The 14,406-nt window shown below is 65.9% G+C and carries 10 protein-coding genes; 6 read left to right on the top strand and 4 right to left on the bottom strand.

Annotated elements, in window-relative coordinates; genetic code table 11:
• Positions 1 to 63: 63 nt before the first annotated feature.
• The 4 genes from JHD77_RS16200 to gacS all read right to left on the bottom strand — a co-directional run bounded on the left by JHD77_RS16200 (position 64) and on the right by gacS (position 4,769).
• Complete coding sequence (locus JHD77_RS16200) at positions 64 to 471, bottom strand: META domain-containing protein (RefSeq protein ID WP_003086021.1); 408 nt, start codon at positions 469 to 471, stop codon at positions 64 to 66.
• Positions 472 to 538: 67 nt separating this feature from the next.
• Positions 539 to 964 (bottom strand): hypothetical protein, encoded by a 426-nt coding sequence (locus tag JHD77_RS16205; protein WP_003112592.1) that lies wholly within the window; start codon positions 962 to 964, stop codon positions 539 to 541.
• Positions 965 to 999: 35 nt separating this feature from the next.
• Positions 1,000 to 1,989 (bottom strand): 2-hydroxyacid dehydrogenase, encoded by a 990-nt coding sequence (locus JHD77_RS16210; RefSeq protein ID WP_003112591.1) that lies wholly within the window; start codon positions 1,987 to 1,989, stop codon positions 1,000 to 1,002.
• Between the two features lie 2 nt (positions 1,990 to 1,991).
• Positions 1,992 to 4,769, bottom strand: coding sequence for a two-component system sensor histidine kinase GacS (gene gacS / locus JHD77_RS16215; RefSeq protein WP_003102426.1), 2,778 nt, complete (start codon positions 4,767 to 4,769; stop codon positions 1,992 to 1,994).
• Between the two features lie 185 nt (positions 4,770 to 4,954).
• Between gacS and pirR the strand changes: the two genes are divergently transcribed.
• The 6 genes from pirR to relA all read left to right on the top strand — a co-directional run bounded on the left by pirR (position 4,955) and on the right by relA (position 14,313).
• On the top strand, positions 4,955 to 5,674 hold the full coding sequence (gene pirR, locus JHD77_RS16220) for a response regulator transcription factor PirR (protein ID WP_003102425.1): 720 nt from the start codon (positions 4,955 to 4,957) through the stop codon (positions 5,672 to 5,674).
• On the top strand, positions 5,674 to 7,011 hold the full coding sequence (gene pirS / locus JHD77_RS16225; protein WP_073658460.1) for a sensor histidine kinase PirS: 1,338 nt from the start codon (positions 5,674 to 5,676) through the stop codon (positions 7,009 to 7,011). The genes pirR and pirS overlap by 1 nt, the downstream gene beginning before the upstream one ends.
• Before the next feature lie 235 nt (positions 7,012 to 7,246).
• Positions 7,247 to 9,475: a TonB-dependent siderophore receptor PirA gene (gene pirA / locus JHD77_RS16230; protein ID WP_003117107.1), complete on the top strand. Its 2,229-nt coding sequence runs from the start codon at positions 7,247 to 7,249 to the stop codon at positions 9,473 to 9,475.
• Between the two features lie 249 nt (positions 9,476 to 9,724).
• The gene (cysM, locus tag JHD77_RS16235) at positions 9,725 to 10,624 is read left to right on the top strand and encodes a cysteine synthase B (protein WP_003102419.1); all 900 of its coding nucleotides are present in this window, start codon (positions 9,725 to 9,727) and stop codon (positions 10,622 to 10,624) included.
• A gap of 8 nt (positions 10,625 to 10,632) precedes the next feature.
• Positions 10,633 to 11,985, top strand: a complete 1,353-nt coding sequence (rlmD, locus tag JHD77_RS16240) for a 23S rRNA (uracil(1939)-C(5))-methyltransferase RlmD (protein WP_003102417.1) — start codon at positions 10,633 to 10,635, stop codon at positions 11,983 to 11,985.
• Positions 11,986 to 12,069: 84 nt separating this feature from the next.
• Positions 12,070 to 14,313 carry a GTP diphosphokinase gene (relA, locus tag JHD77_RS16245; RefSeq protein ID WP_003086042.1) on the top strand — a complete coding sequence of 748 codons (2,244 nt, stop codon included), beginning with the start codon at positions 12,070 to 12,072 and terminating at the stop codon, positions 14,311 to 14,313.
• Positions 14,314 to 14,406 lie beyond the last annotated feature (93 nt).

Raw genomic sequence — 14,406 nt, forward strand, 5'->3', positions numbered from 1 at the left:
CGGGAATGAAATGGATGTCAAAAAAATGTAAACGGGCGGCGCCGGGTAGCGCCGCTTCAGGCTTCAGTCGTGCTCGGGGACCAGGCGCAGCGGCTTGCCTTCGGCCGGCCACAGGCGCAGCTCGTCGGACGGCGAAATGTCCCAGTGCTGGACGCTCTGCAGCAGGGCCAGGAAGCGCCGTTCCTGCTCCATGATCTCCGCCGCGCACAGGCGGCGGGTGCTGCCGATGGCGCCGAACTGAAGGAGGTCGTCCTGCAAGGTGTAGCTGGCGAACCAGTGGTTGCAGCCGCCGTTGCCGAAGGCACGGCCCTGGCCGTCGAAGGTCAGGCTGATGTGGCTGTAGTCCATCGTCGGTTGTGCGCCGACCCAGTCGACCTGGTAGGCCTGCTCGGTTTCCAGGGTGGTCTCCTGGCTGGCGCAACCGCCCAGTACCAGGGCGGTGGAGGCGAAGAGGGCGAGAGAGGGTTTCATGGCGTTTCCTTTGCGCATTTCGTACGGGCGATAGTTCACAGACCGTCGGTCGGACGGAGCGTTCGCCCTACTGGCATTTCGGGCACAGGTGCTTGCCTTCGCGGCTGCGCCAGCCCAGTTCGTGAATGCGCTCTTCGGCGGCCGGCGCCAGGGCCTTGCGACCGAGACTGGCGTCCACGGCGAACTCGAAGTCGAGACGAGCCTGGCACTGGTCGCAGTCGACCTGCCAGGTATGGATCGCCAGTTCGCGGAATGCCGGGCCGCGGGCGACAGCCAGCCACTGGCCGGGCGGGTTGATCAGGTGGCGGACCTTTTCCACGGTCAGGCGCATGCTCAGGGTCTTGCTGCCCTTGAGGCTGACCAGCAGCACGTCGTCGGCCTTGATCGAGCCGCCGGTGCCGGTGACCTGGTAGCGCCCCGGGGAGAGCGCGCGGCATTCGTTGAGGGTGTATTGCGGGTTGAGCAGGGTGTAACGGAAATCGTGTTCAGCCATGGAGCCTCCAATCAGCCGCGCATGCTACCACGCCATCAGGCCCGGACCCGATTGCGCGGCGTCCCGTCCTGCCAGGCGGCGATGTTGTCCAGGGTGGTGTCGGCGATCGCCGCCAGCGCCTCGCGGGTAAGGAAGGCCTGGTGGGCAGTCACCACCACGTTGGGGAAGCTCAGCAGGCGTGCCAGCACGTCATCCTGCAGGGGCTGGTCGGAGCGATCCTCGAAAAAGATATCCGCTTCCTCTTCATAGACATCGAGGCCGAGGTAGCCCAGTTGTCCGCTCTTCAGCGCCTCGATCAGCGCCGCGGCGTTCACCAGGGCGCCACGGCCGGTATTGATCAGCATCGCGCCGGGTTTCATCGTCGCCAGGCGCTGCGCGTCGATGAGGTGGCGGGTGTCGGCGGTCAGCGGGCAATGCAGGCTGACGATGTCGGACTCGGCGAGCAGGGCGTCGAGCGCCAGGTAGCGGCCGCCGAGTGCTTGGATGCGCGGATTGGGATAGGGATCGTAGGCCAGCAGCTCGCAGCCGAAGCCGGCCATGATGCGGGCGAAGGTCTCGCCGATCTGTCCGGTGCCGATCACTCCGACGCGTTTGCCGTGGAGGTCGAAGCCGGTCAGCCCATGCAGCGAGAAATCGCCCTCGCGGGTCCGGTTGTAGGCGCGGTGCAGGCGCCGGTTGAGCGTCAGGATCAGGCCGACCGCGTGCTCGGCGACAGCGTGCGGCGAATAGGCCGGGACGTGCACCACCGGCAGGCCGAGCGCTTCGGCGGCGGCCAGGTCGACGTGGTTGTAGCCGGCCGAGCGCAGGGCGACCAGGCGCGTGCCGCCGGCCGCCAGGCGTTCCAGCACCGGCCGCGAGAGGTCGTCGTTGACGAAGGCGCAGACTACTTCGAAGCCCTGGGCGAGGACCGCCGTGTCCGCCTGCAGGTGGGCCTGCTGGAAGTGCAGTTCGAAGCCGTGCCGGTGGTTGCTGGCCTGGAAGCTCTCGCTGTCGTAGGCCTGGCTGCTGAAGAACAGGATGCGCATGGTCAGAGTTCGCTGGAGTCGAGGCTGGTGGAGGACAGGTGGGTGGTGGCCGAGGCAGTGTCGGCCAGGGCCTCGATGGCCTTGTCCAGCTCGTCCAGGGCCGCGGCCGCCGCCGGATCGTTCTGCTTGAGCAGGGTTTCGCTGGTCTGGCAGGCCGCGCGCAACTGCGGCACGCCACAGTAGCGAGTGGCGCCATGCAGCCGGTGGACCCTCTCGAGCAAAGCGGTGCGGTCGTCGTTGTCGCGGGCCTGGCGAATCGCCTGGCGGTCCGCCGCCAGCGAGGCCAGCAGCATCGCCAGCATGTCGGCGGCGAGGTCGGCCTTGCCGGCGGCCAGGCGCAGCCCTTCCTCGGGGTCGAGCACGCTCAACTGGCCGAGCTGCGGCGCACGGCTCATGCTGGCCAGCGACTGGCCCAGGCTCAGTCCGGTCCACTTCAGCACTACCTGGGCCAATTGCTGCTCGTCGATCGGCTTGGTCAGGTAGTCGTCCATGCCGGCCTGCAGCAATGCGCGCTTCTCGTTGGAAAGCGCATGTGCGGTGAGCGCGATCACCGGCACCGGGCTGACTTCCCGCTCGGCCTCCCAGCGGCGGATCGCCTCGGTGGCCTGGCGGCCGTCCATGCCGGGCATCTGCACGTCCATGAAGACCAGGTCGAAGCGCTCGCGCTGCACTACCTCGAGGGCCGCGTAGCCGCTGTCCACCGCGGTGACCTGGGCGCCGAGGTCGCTGAGCAGGGTCTGCACCAGCAGCAGGTTGGCCGGGTTGTCGTCGACGCATAGCAGCCGTGGCGGCCGTCCGGAAACCATGGCGTGGGGCTTGTCGCTGCGCGTCGGGCGGACTTGAAGCAACTCCTGCAGCTTGCGTTGCAGCTTGCGGGTGCAGGCGGGCTTGGCCTCGACCTGTTCGTCGGGCAGGGTCGCGTGGTATTGCGCCTGCTCGGTGGTCGGGCAGAGCACCAGGGTCTTGCAGCCGAGCCGTTCGAATTCCCAGAACGACTGGCTCAGCTCTTCCGGCGGATGGATCGCGGCCGAGACGCCGAGCACCGCCAGGCTGATCGGCAACTGGCCGGGCGGCGGGTTGCGCAGGCTTTCCTGGAGGCTGTCGAGGTCGGCGAATTCGCTCACTTCCAGGCCGAAGTCGGTGAGCTGGTGGTGCAGCGAGCGGCGCGTCAGTTCCTGCGGTTCGAGCAGCGCCACGCGTTGGCCCGCGGCCCAGGAGGCGCCCGGCTCCTCGTTGTCGTCGCGACTTTTCGGCAGACTCAGGCTGATCCAGAACTCGGCGCCTTCCCCAGGCGTACTGTCGACGCCGATCTCGCCGCCCATCTGCTCGATCAGGCGCTTGGAGATCACCAGGCCCAGGCCGGTGCCACCGGCTTGCCGCGACAGTGAGTTGTCGGCCTGGCTGAAGGCCTTGAACAAGGCTTGCTGGTCTTCCTCGGAGAGGCCTATACCGGTGTCCTGGACGCTGATCCGCAGCTGCGCGCGGTCGTCGCTTTCGTCCTCGAGCATGGCGCGTACGGCGACGGTGCCGCCCTGGGTGAACTTGATGGCGTTGCCGACCAGGTTGGTGAGGATCTGCTTCAGCCGCTGCGGGTCGCCCTGCAATTGGATCGGGGTATCCCGGTAGACCAGGCTGACCAGTTCCAGTTGCTTCTCGTGGGCGGCCGGAGCCAGCATGGTCAGGGCGTCCTGGATCAGGTCGCGGAGATTGAAAGGGAGGTTTTCCAGAACCAGCTTGCCGGCCTCGATCTTCGAGAAATCGAGAATCTCGTTGATGATCCCCAGCAGGCTTTCCGCCGATTTCTGGATGGTCGTGAGGTAGTCCTGCTGGCGCGGGCTGAGCTCGCTCTTCTGCAGCAGGTTGGTGAAACCGAGGATGCCGTTGAGCGGGGTGCGGATCTCGTGGCTCATGTTGGCGAGGAACTCGGACTTGATCCTGCTCGCCTCCAGGGCCTCCTTGCGCGCCAGGTCCAGCTCGATGTTCTGGATCTCGATGGTTTCCAGGTTCTGCCGTACGTCCTCGGTGGCCTGGTCGATGTTGTGCTGCATTTCCTCCTGGGCGCTCTGCAGCGTTTCCGCCATGCGGTTGATGCCGGAGGCCAGTTCGTCCAGCTCGTTGCTGCCCATCGGTGGCAGGCGGGTTTCCATGCGGCCTTCCTTGAGCTGGGCGACGCCCTGGCTGATCAGTTCCAGCGGCGCGTTGATCGCGCGGCTCATGCGCAGGGCGAGGAGGGCGGTGACGCCGAGGCCGGCGGCGATCAGCAAGAGGCTGGTGAACAGGCTGCGATATCCGCGCAGCAGAGTCCCGTGGTGCGACAGTTCCAGTTCGACCCAGCCGAGTACGCGCTCGTCGTCAGGCTCGGTGGCGCCGGACAGGCTGTGGTGGCGGCCAAGAACCGGTAGCAGGAAGTGCGTGGTGTCCAGTTCGGTGGACATGCTCAGATGGCTGGCGTCGCCGGCCGGGGCGACGGTGAGCATGCTTGGCCCGGCATGGGCGAGGCGTTCCTGGCGGGCGTCGAGGAAGGTCACCGCGCGCACGTCCGGTTGGTCCAGCGCCTCGTTGGCGATGCGGTTGAGCACGGCGGTATCCTTTCGCGCCAGCGCGGTGGCGGCCAGCGGCGCCAGTTGTTCGGCGATCAGTTGCCCGCGCTCGATCAACTGGGCGCGCATGTCGGACAGCTGGACCCAGGTGAAGTAACCGCCAAGCACCATCGCCAGCAGGCTGGTGGGGAGCAGGGTGAGCAGCAGTACGCGCCCCTTGATGCCGAGATCCTTGAACACACGTCTCTCCGTCGAGCCAGATCGGGATGGCCGACGCTCCCCGGCCATACGTTTACCCCGCGCAGTTTAGCGGGTCGCGGAAGGGGAATCTGCACCGATGTGCGCAGCCCGGCGGATTCGGCTTGCGACGAAGCGGAAAGATCGTGAATACTGGCACGATTGCTAATCAATCTTATTTGTCTGCCATGTTCCCATCCCTGACGCCCGACCCCCGACTGCTGGCCATCGAGGACGATCCGACACTGGGCGCACATCTGTTCCAGCACCTCAATGGCAGCGGTTTCGAGGTGACCTGGTGCCGAGACGGGGAAGAGGGGTTGGCGGCTGCGCGCAGCGGCGGCTATGACCTGATCCTGATGGACATCATGCTGCCCGGGCGCGATGGCCTCGAGATTCTTCGCCAACTCCGCCAGGAGCAGGCGCTGCCGGTGATCCTGATGTCAGCCCTGGGCGCCGAGCAGGACCGCATCGCCGGGTTCAGCCAGGGCGCCGACGATTATCTGCCGAAGCCTTTCAGCCTGGCCGAGCTGCGGGTACGCATCGATGCCATCCTGCGTCGGATCGCCCTGGAGCGGGGGGGCGCGCCGGGCCGCTGCGCCGAACCGCTGGCGCGGCCCTCGCTGCAATTCTCTGCCGATGTCTGCGATGTCAGCCTTGGCGAGCGGTTCGCCGGCCTGACGCCGACCGAATACCGCCTGCTGGAAACCTTCCTCGCCGCGGAAGGCGAGACCCTGACCAAGGCCTTCCTTTACCAGCATGTCCTGCACCGCGGTCATACCCAGCATGATCGCAGCCTGGACATGCACGTCAGTCACCTGCGGCGCAAGCTGCAACGCCTCGGTTACGCCGGTCACCAGTTGCATACCGTCTGGGGCAAGGGTTACGTCCTGACACCGGCGCCATGATGCCCAACCGTCATTCGCTGTTCTGGCGCCTGGCCCTGGTGCTGGTGGCGTTCTTCCTGCTATCGGTATGGCTGTCCTGGACCTGGGGACGCAGCGCCGAACTGAAGGGTTACTACCTGTCCGCCGAAGCCCGCTCCGCCTTGGCGGATTATGCGCGGCGAGCCGAACGTGCCTGGCTCGACGATGGCCGCGAGGGCATCGACCGTTGGCTGGCCGAGCCGCGCCAGCGGGCGCTGGACTGGGTGGTCGTGCTCGACGGACGGCTGCAATCGCTGGGCAGTCGTCCGCTCACCACGGAGGAAGCCGAGCGCCTGACTTTCCTGCGGGGCGTCGACTGGCCGATGAGCTCCCGCTCGTTGTCGCGGCCGTTCATCAGCCTGCGCTTCCCCGAACATCCGGAGCAAGGCCGGGTGGTCCTGCGTCTTCCCGCCGAGTTCGTCCCTCCCGGCTTGTCGCCGGCCAAGCGCCTGGTCACCCATGGCCTGGTGCCGGCCGGGCTGGCCCTGCTGCTGGGAGTGTTGCTGTATCGGCGCTGGATAGTGCCGCTGGGACGCCTGCGAGCGCAGGCCAATGCCCTGCGCGGCAACGACCTGACGGCGCGTACGCAGGCAGAGATCAGCCGGCGCAGCGACGAGCTGGGCGATCTGGGGCGGGCGTTCGACCATATGGCCGAGCGACTCGACGAGCACATGGTGTTGCAGCGCCAACTGCTCCGCGATCTCTCCCACGAGCTGCGCACGCCGCTGGCGCGCCTGCAGGTGGCGGCAGAGGGCACGCTGTCCGCGCAGCTCCTGCGCGAGCGCCTGGAGCAGGAGGTACGGGGCATGCAGCAACTGGTGGACAACACCCTGGAGCTGGCCTGGATGGACACCGAACGCCCGGTATTGGCGCTGGAGGACATTTCCATCCCGGCGTTATGGGACCTGCTGGTGGAGAACGCACGCTTCGAAAGCGGCTGGGCCGCCGAGCGGTTCCGCAGCGATCTGCCCGAGGATTGTGTCGTGCGTGGCAACCTCAATGCACTTGCCCAGGCCCTGGAGAACCTGCTGCGCAACGCCATCCGGCATTCGCCGGAAGGCGGCGTGATCCGCCTGCATGGTCGGCGCGAAGGAAGTTGCTGGTGGCTTTGCCTGGAAGACCAGGGCGAGGGTGTGGCCGAGCACCAGTTGGAGACCATCTTCCGCCCGTTCACCCGGCTGTCTTCGGCACGTACCGGCAAGGGCTTCGGCCTGGGACTGAGCATTGCCCGTCGCGCCGTGGTGCTCCAGGGCGGCCGCCTATGGGCGGAAGCCGCCGATCCGGGGCTGCGCCTGTGCCTGGTGCTGCCTTCTGCCTAGCGAGGCGCAGGTACCTTTACATTTGGTCTAGATGTAAATGATCTTTACTCTCTTTTGTGAATGATTATCATTCGTGCCGATCTCCTCGGCCGGCCTTGTTCCGGGTCTGCGCCCTGTCCTACCCGTGCCGAGACGTCACCCGCGCAACGCCGGCGACCCAGGCTTCAGAAAAAACGTCAACGTATCCCTCGTGGCTCGCCTGCTACCCGTTTTCCCTCGACAGGAGTAGTCACGCATGTACCCCCAATTCCGTCGCGGCCATCTCGCCGCTGCCGTCCTTTTCGCTTCATCGAGCCTGCTGGGCGGGCAGGCCCTGGCCGAGGACGAGCGCCTGGAAGAACTGGACGAACGCGCCGAATCGGTGGTCCAGCTGGGTGACGAGGTGGTGCTGGGCACCGCCGAACAGGAGCTCAAGCAGGCACCGGGGGTATCCATCATCACCGCCGAGGACATCAGGAAGCGCCCGCCGGTGAACGATCTCTCCGAGATCATCCGCACCATGCCCGGGGTCAACCTCACCGGCAACAGTTCCAGCGGCCAGCGCGGCAACAACCGGCAGATCGACATCCGCGGCATGGGGCCGGAGAACACCCTGATCCTGGTCGACGGCAAACCGGTCAGCTCGCGCAACTCGGTGCGCTACGGCTGGCGCGGCGAACGCGACACCCGCGGCGACAGCAACTGGGTGCCGCCGGAGGAGGTCGAGCGCATCGAGGTCCTCCGTGGGCCCGCGGCGGCACGCTACGGTTCCGGCGCGGCGGGCGGGGTAGTCAACATCATCACCAAGCGCCCGACCGATCGTTTGCGTGGTTCCATGACGGTGTTCACCAACATTCCGGAAAGCTCCAAGGATGGCGCCACGCGCCGCGCCAACTTCAGCCTCAGCGGGCCGCTGACCGAAGCCTTGAGCTTCCGCGCGTACGGCAGCGCGAACAAGACCGATTCGGACGATACCGACATCAACCTCGGACATACCGTCAACCCGAGCCGTACCGTGGCCGGACGCGAAGGGGTACGCAATCGCGATCTCAGCGGGATGCTGTCGTGGCAGGTGACCCCCGACCAGGTCGTCGATTTCGAAGCGGGCTTCAGCCGACAGGGCAACATCTATGCCGGCGATACCCAGAACAACAACGGCACCGCCAATACCCAGGGACTCGCCGACGACGGTGCGGAGACCAACCGCATGTATCGCGAGAACTACGCCATCACCCACAACGGGACCTGGTCGTTCGGTACTTCCAGGTTCGTCGCCCAGTACGACTCCACCCGCAACAACCGTCTGGAGGAGGGGCTGGCCGGTTCCGTCGAGGGGCAGATCGGCGCCGACCGTTCGTTCAGCACCAGCAAGCTGGAGAACTATCGCCTCAGCGGCGAACTCAACCTTCCGTTGCATGCGTTGTTCGAGCAGGTGCTGACGGTGGGCGCGGAGTGGAACAAGGAAACCCTCAACGACCCGTCCTCGCTCAAGCAGGGCTTCGTGGGAAGCGATAGCTTGCCGGGGACCCCCGCGGCCGGCTCGCGAAGCCCGAAAAGCAAGGCGGAGATCCGCGCGCTGTACGTGGAAGACAATATCGAACTGCGCCCCGGCACCATGCTCACCCCCGGGCTGCGCCTGGACGATCACAGCGACTTCGGCCTGAACTGGAGCCCGAGCCTGAACGCTTCCCAAACGCTCGGCGAATACTTCACGGTCAAGGCCGGTATCGCACGGGCCTTCAAGGCGCCCAACCTGTACCAGAGCAACCCGAACTACCTGCTCTATACCCGTGGCAACGGTTGCCCGATCCAGACCAGCAGCGGCGGCTGCTACCTGGTCGGCAACGAGAACCTGGACGCCGAGACCAGCGTAAACAAGGAACTGGGCATCGAGTTCCGGCGCGATGGCTGGGTCGCCGGGCTCACCTACTTCCGCAACGACTACAAGAACAAGATCGTCGCGCCGCTGGATGTCATGGGACAGACCGGGACCGGTAACAACATCCTGCAATGGAGCAACGCGAAGAAAGCAGTGGTCGAGGGCCTGGAAGGCAACCTGCTGGTCCCCCTGCACGAGGACCTGAGCTGGAGCACCAACCTGACCTATATGCTGCAATCCAAGGACAAGGACACCGGCAACCCGCTTTCGGTGATCCCCGAGTACACCCTGAACTCGACCCTGGACTGGCAGGCCAGCGAGCGTCTTTCCACCCAACTGACCAGCACCATCTACGGCCGCCAGGAGCCGCCGAAGCATGGCACCAGCCGCAACACGCCGGTGGTCTCGCGAAAAGAGGTGGGTACCTATGGCATCTGGGGCGTCAGCGCCGGCTACACCTTCAGCGAGAACCTGAGCGTACGGGGCGGGGTAAGCAACCTCTTCGACAAGCGCCTGTACCGCCAGGGCAACTCCTTCGACGCCGGCGCGGCAACCTACAACGAGCCGGGTCGCGCCTACTACGTTTCGATGACCACCTCGTTCTGATCGCCGCGGCCAACGCGCTTTCACCGGCAGGCGCAACGCCTGTCGGACCTTTCTTTGGCGTTGGTCAGGCATCGGCTGTCCAACGCCAGGTTTTCTCTTCGGACGCCTCTGGTCATCGCATCGCATGCCGTTTCGGGCGGTCTTTCGGCTGAATCGGCATGCATGACCGGATATTGCGGTGCTAGGGTCCGGCCCCAGTTTCCCGGTATCATGCTCAGCCTTTACCGTCAGTGCCGAACGAGTGCCTCCATGACCGTGCAGTACCCGACTATCGCCGACTGCGTTGGCAATACCCCTCTGGTGCGTCTGCAGCGCCTTCCCGGGGAAACCTCCAATACCCTGCTGGTGAAGCTCGAAGGCAACAACCCGGCGGGATCGGTGAAGGACCGCCCGGCCCTGTCGATGATCACCCGTGCCGAACTGCGCGGCGACATCCGCCCCGGCGATACGCTGATCGAGGCTACTTCCGGCAACACCGGCATCGCCCTGGCCATGGCGGCGGCGATCAAGGGTTACAAGATGATCCTGATCATGCCGGACAACTCCACGGCCGAACGCAAGGCGGCGATGACCGCCTATGGCGCCGAGCTCATTCTGGTCAGCAAGGAAGAGGGCATGGAGGGCGCGCGCGATCTGGCCGACAAGCTGCAGCGCGAAGGCCGCGGCAAGGTCCTCGACCAGTTCGCCAATGGCGACAACCCGGAAGCCCATTACCACAGCACCGGCCCGGAAATCTGGCAGCAGACCGGCGGCAGCATCACCCATTTCGTCAGCTCCATGGGCACCACCGGGACCATCATGGGCGTCTCGCGCTACCTCAAGGAGCAGAACCCGGCGGTGCAGATCGTCGGCCTGCAACCCATGGAGGGCTCGGCCATCCCGGGAATCCGACGCTGGCCGCAGGAATACCTGCCGAAGATCTATGACGCCAGTCGCGTCGACCGGGTCGTCGACATGCACCAGGACGAAGCCGAGGACATCATGCGCCGGCTGGCCCGCGAGGAAGGCATCTTCTGCGGCGTGTCCTCCGGTGGGGCGGTGGCGGCGATGCTGCGCCTGTCCCGCGAACTGGAGAATGCCGTGCTGGTGGCGATCATCTGCGACCGCGGCGACCGCTACCTGTCTTCCGGCGTCTATGACCCGCGCTGAGCATGTCCATGGCCAGAAATAAGGGCGGGCTGCGCTTCCAGCCCAGCGGTGGTGCGCGCGGTCCCGCGATACCGGTAGGCAAGAAGCAGCGCCTGACCATCGAGCGCCTGGCCCATGACGGCCGAGGTATCGCCCACGAGGCGGGGATGACCTGGTTCGTCAGCGGAGGGCTGCCTGGCGAGGAACTTGAGGCCCGGGTGCTGGGCGCACGAAGCAAGGTGGTCGACGCGCGCAGCGAGCGCCTGTTCAGCAGTAGCGACCTGCGTCGCCGCGAGCCCTGCACTGTAGCGGGTCGCTGCGGCGGCTGCACCCTGCAGCACCTGGAACACGGCGAGCAGTTGGCCCTGAAGCAGCGTACCTTGCAGGAGCAGTTGCAGCGTTTCGCCGGGATCGAGCCGGAAGAATGGGCCGCCCCTCTGGTCGGGCCCGAATTCGGCTATCGGCGCCGCGCTCGGATCGCCGTGCGCTGGGATGCCAGGGCGCGGCGTCTGGATGTCGGCTTCCGTGCCTCGGCCAGCCAGGAGATCGTCGCCTTCGATGAGTGCCTGGTCCTGGTGCCGCCTTTGCAAACGATTGCCCGTGCCCTGCCTGCTCTTCTGCAGGACTTCCGCAAGCCGGAAAGCATCGGCCACGTGGAGCTCTTCCATGGCACGGCCAGTGCATTGCTGTTGCGGCATACGACTGCCCTGGTCGACGAGGATCGCCAGCGCCTGGCCGCTTTCTGCTCCGCACACCAGGCCCAGCTCTGGCTGCAAGGTGCGGAACAGCCCTTGCCGGTGGAGCCGGCCGCCGAACTGGGCTACTCCTTGGGTGACTGGCAACTGACTCTGGCATACCGACCCGGAGACTTCGTCCAGGTCAATGCGCCGGTGAACGAGTCGATGATCCGCCAGGCCCTTGACTGGCTGGCGCCGACCGCCGACGAGCGGGTCCTCGACCTGTTCTGCGGGCTGGGCAATTTCTCCCTGCCGCTGGCGCGCCGGGTGGCGCGGGTAGTCGGGGTGGAGGGCGTGGCGGCGATGGTCGAGCGGGCAGGCGCCAACGCGCTGGCCAATGGCCTTGGCAACGCGCACTTTTTCCAGGCCGACCTGTCCAAAGCGCTTGCCGAAGCGCCCTGGGCGGAGCAAGGTTTTACCGCTGTGCTGCTCGATCCGCCGCGCGACGGCGCGTTCGAGGCGGTACGCGAAATGAGTTCTCTGGGTGCCCGGAGGGTAGTCTATGTATCCTGCAATCCGGCGACCCTGGCGCGCGATGCTGGCGAAATGGCCAGGCAGGGCTATCGTCTGAAGCGCGCCGGAATCCTCGATATGTTTCCGCAGACCGCACATGTCGAGGCCATGGCTTTGTTCGAGGCAGGCTAGGATGCCTGCGTAATCCGACCAGCCCGTTCGAAGGCTGGCGCAGTCATCGGTGGGCTACGCGCACCGTGGTAAAGGGTAGGCAAGATGGTACAGGTGAGAGCGCACCAGCCGGTCAACACCGACGGCAGTATCAACCTCGAGGCCTGGCTGGACCACGTCCAGAACCTCGTCCCCGGGCTCGATCGTCAGGGCTTGCTGGAGGCTTGCGAGTTCGCTCGCGAATCCGAGCAGCGAGCGATCGCCGCACAGAACTCCTGGGCGGAAGGCACGTCCAGCTTCCAGACCGGACTGGAAATCGCCGAGATCCTCGCGGATCTCAAGCTGGATCAGGAGTCCCTGGTCGCCGCGGTCATCTATCGAGGCGTGCGGGAAGGCAAGATCACCCTGGAAGCGGTCAACAAGCATTTCGGGCCGGTGGTGGCCAAGCTGATCGAGGGCGTGCTGCGCATGGCCGCGATCAGCGCCAGCCTCAATCCGCGCCATTCCATGGTGCTGGGTACCCAGGCGCAGGTGGAGAACCTGCGCAAGATGCTGGTGGCGATGGTCGACGACGTTCGCGTCGCCCTGATCAAGCTGGCCGAGCGCACCTGCGCCATTCGCGCGGTGAAGAACGCCGACGAGGAAAAGCGCCACCGCGTCGCCCGGGAAGTCTTCGATATCTACGCGCCGCTGGCCCACCGCCTGGGCATCGGGCATATCAAGTGGGAGCTGGAGGACCTGTCCTTCCGTTACCTCGAGCCCGACCAGTACAAGCAGATCGCCAAGCTGCTGCACGAGCGCCGGCTGGATCGCGAGCAGTACATCGCCAACGTGATGAGCCAGTTGAAGGAAGCTCTCGCGGCCACCGGCGTACAGGCCGATCTCAGCGGACGGGCGAAACACATCTATTCGATCTGGCGCAAGATGCAGCGCAAGGGCCTGGACTTCAGCCAGATCTACGACGTTCGCGCCGTGCGCGTGCTCGTTCCGGAGATGCGCGACTGCTACACCGCGCTGGGCATCGTGCATACCCTCTGGCGGCACATTCCCAAGGAGTTCGACGACTACATCGCCAACCCCAAGGAAAACGGCTATCGCTCGCTGCATACCGCAGTGATCGGCCCCGAGGGGAAGGTGCTGGAAGTACAGATCCGTACCCACTCCATGCACGAAGAGGCGGAGCTCGGAGTCTGCGCGCACTGGCGCTACAAGGGGACCGACGTCAAGGCCAGCTCCAACCATTACGAGGAAAAGATCTCCTGGCTGCGCCAGGTGCTCGAATGGCACGAGGAACTGGGCGACATCGGTGGCCTGGCGGAGCAACTGCGGGTCGATATCGAGCCGGACAGGGTCTACGTCTTCACTCCCGACGGCCATGCCATCGACCTGCCCAAGGGCGCGACCCCGCTGGATTTCGCCTATCGGGTCCACACTGAAGTCGGGCACAACTGCCGCGGGGCGAAGATCAACGGACGCATCGTGCCGCTGAACTACAGCCTGCAGACCGGCGAGCAGGTCGAGATCATCACCGGCAAGCACAGCGGTCCGAGCCGCGACTGGCTGAACAGCAACCTGGGCTACGTCACCACCTCCCGGGCGCGGGCGAAGATCGTCCACTGGTTCAAGCTGCAGGCGCGGGACCAGAACGTCGCTGCCGGCAAGGCCCTGATCGAACGCGAGCTGTCGCGCCTGGCGCTGCCGCCGGTGGATTTCGACCGGCTGGCGGAGAAGGCCAACGTGCGTACCGCCGAGGATATGTTCGCCGCTCTCGGCGCCGGCGACCTGCGCTTGGCGCACCTGGTCAACTATGCCCAGCAACTGGTCGAGCCGGACCGCGACAGCGAGCAACTCGAACTGATCCCGCGCAAGCCGAGCAAGATCGGCCACGGCAAGCGCGGCGACGTGCAGATCCAGGGTGTCGGCAACCTCCTGACGCAGATGGCCGGCTGCTGCCAGCCGCTGCCGGGAGATCCCATCGTCGGCTACATCACGCTGGGCCGTGGGGTCACCATCCACCGCCAGGATTGCGCCACCGCGCTGCAACTGGCGGGACGCGAACCGGAGCGGATGATCCAGGTCAGCTGGGGGCCGGAGCCGGTTCGCACCTATCCGGTGGATATCGCGATCCGTGCCTATGATCGTTCCGGCCTGTTGCGCGACGTGTCCCAGGTGCTGCTCAACGAGCGGATCAACGTTCTGGCGGTGAATACCCGTTCGAACAAGGAAGACAACACCGCGACCATGCAACTGACCATCGAGATTCCCGGTCTGGACGCTCTTGGACGCCTGCTGGCGCGCGTCTCGCAACTGCCCAACATCATCGAGGCGCGGCGCAACCGTACGCCTTGAGGCGAGGCGGAAACAGGCCACGGGCGCTCGCAGGCTGCCCGTGGCCTTTTCGTTTCCGGAAAGGGCAGAATGCCCGGACCGTTCACTGAAGAC

It is taken from the genome of Pseudomonas sp. P20, assembly GCF_016463925.1.
Lineage (GTDB): Bacteria > Pseudomonadota > Gammaproteobacteria > Pseudomonadales > Pseudomonadaceae > Pseudomonas > Pseudomonas aeruginosa.

Coding starts and splice junctions, on each gene's coding strand:
- pirA (WP_003117107.1), top strand. CDS start 7,247: ATGTACCCCCAATTCCGTCGCGGCCATCTCGCCGCTGCCGTCCTTTTC.
- rlmD (WP_003102417.1), top strand. CDS start 10,633: ATGGCCAGAAATAAGGGCGGGCTGCGCTTCCAGCCCAGCGGTGGTGCG.
- JHD77_RS16205 (WP_003112592.1), bottom strand. CDS start 964: ATGGCTGAACACGATTTCCGTTACACCCTGCTCAACCCGCAATACACC.
- JHD77_RS16200 (WP_003086021.1), bottom strand. CDS start 471: ATGAAACCCTCTCTCGCCCTCTTCGCCTCCACCGCCCTGGTACTGGGC.
- cysM (WP_003102419.1), top strand. CDS start 9,725: ATGACCGTGCAGTACCCGACTATCGCCGACTGCGTTGGCAATACCCCT.
- pirS (WP_073658460.1), top strand. CDS start 5,674: ATGCCCAACCGTCATTCGCTGTTCTGGCGCCTGGCCCTGGTGCTGGTG.
- relA (WP_003086042.1), top strand. CDS start 12,070: ATGGTACAGGTGAGAGCGCACCAGCCGGTCAACACCGACGGCAGTATC.
- pirR (WP_003102425.1), top strand. CDS start 4,955: ATGTTCCCATCCCTGACGCCCGACCCCCGACTGCTGGCCATCGAGGAC.
- JHD77_RS16210 (WP_003112591.1), bottom strand. CDS start 1,989: ATGCGCATCCTGTTCTTCAGCAGCCAGGCCTACGACAGCGAGAGCTTC.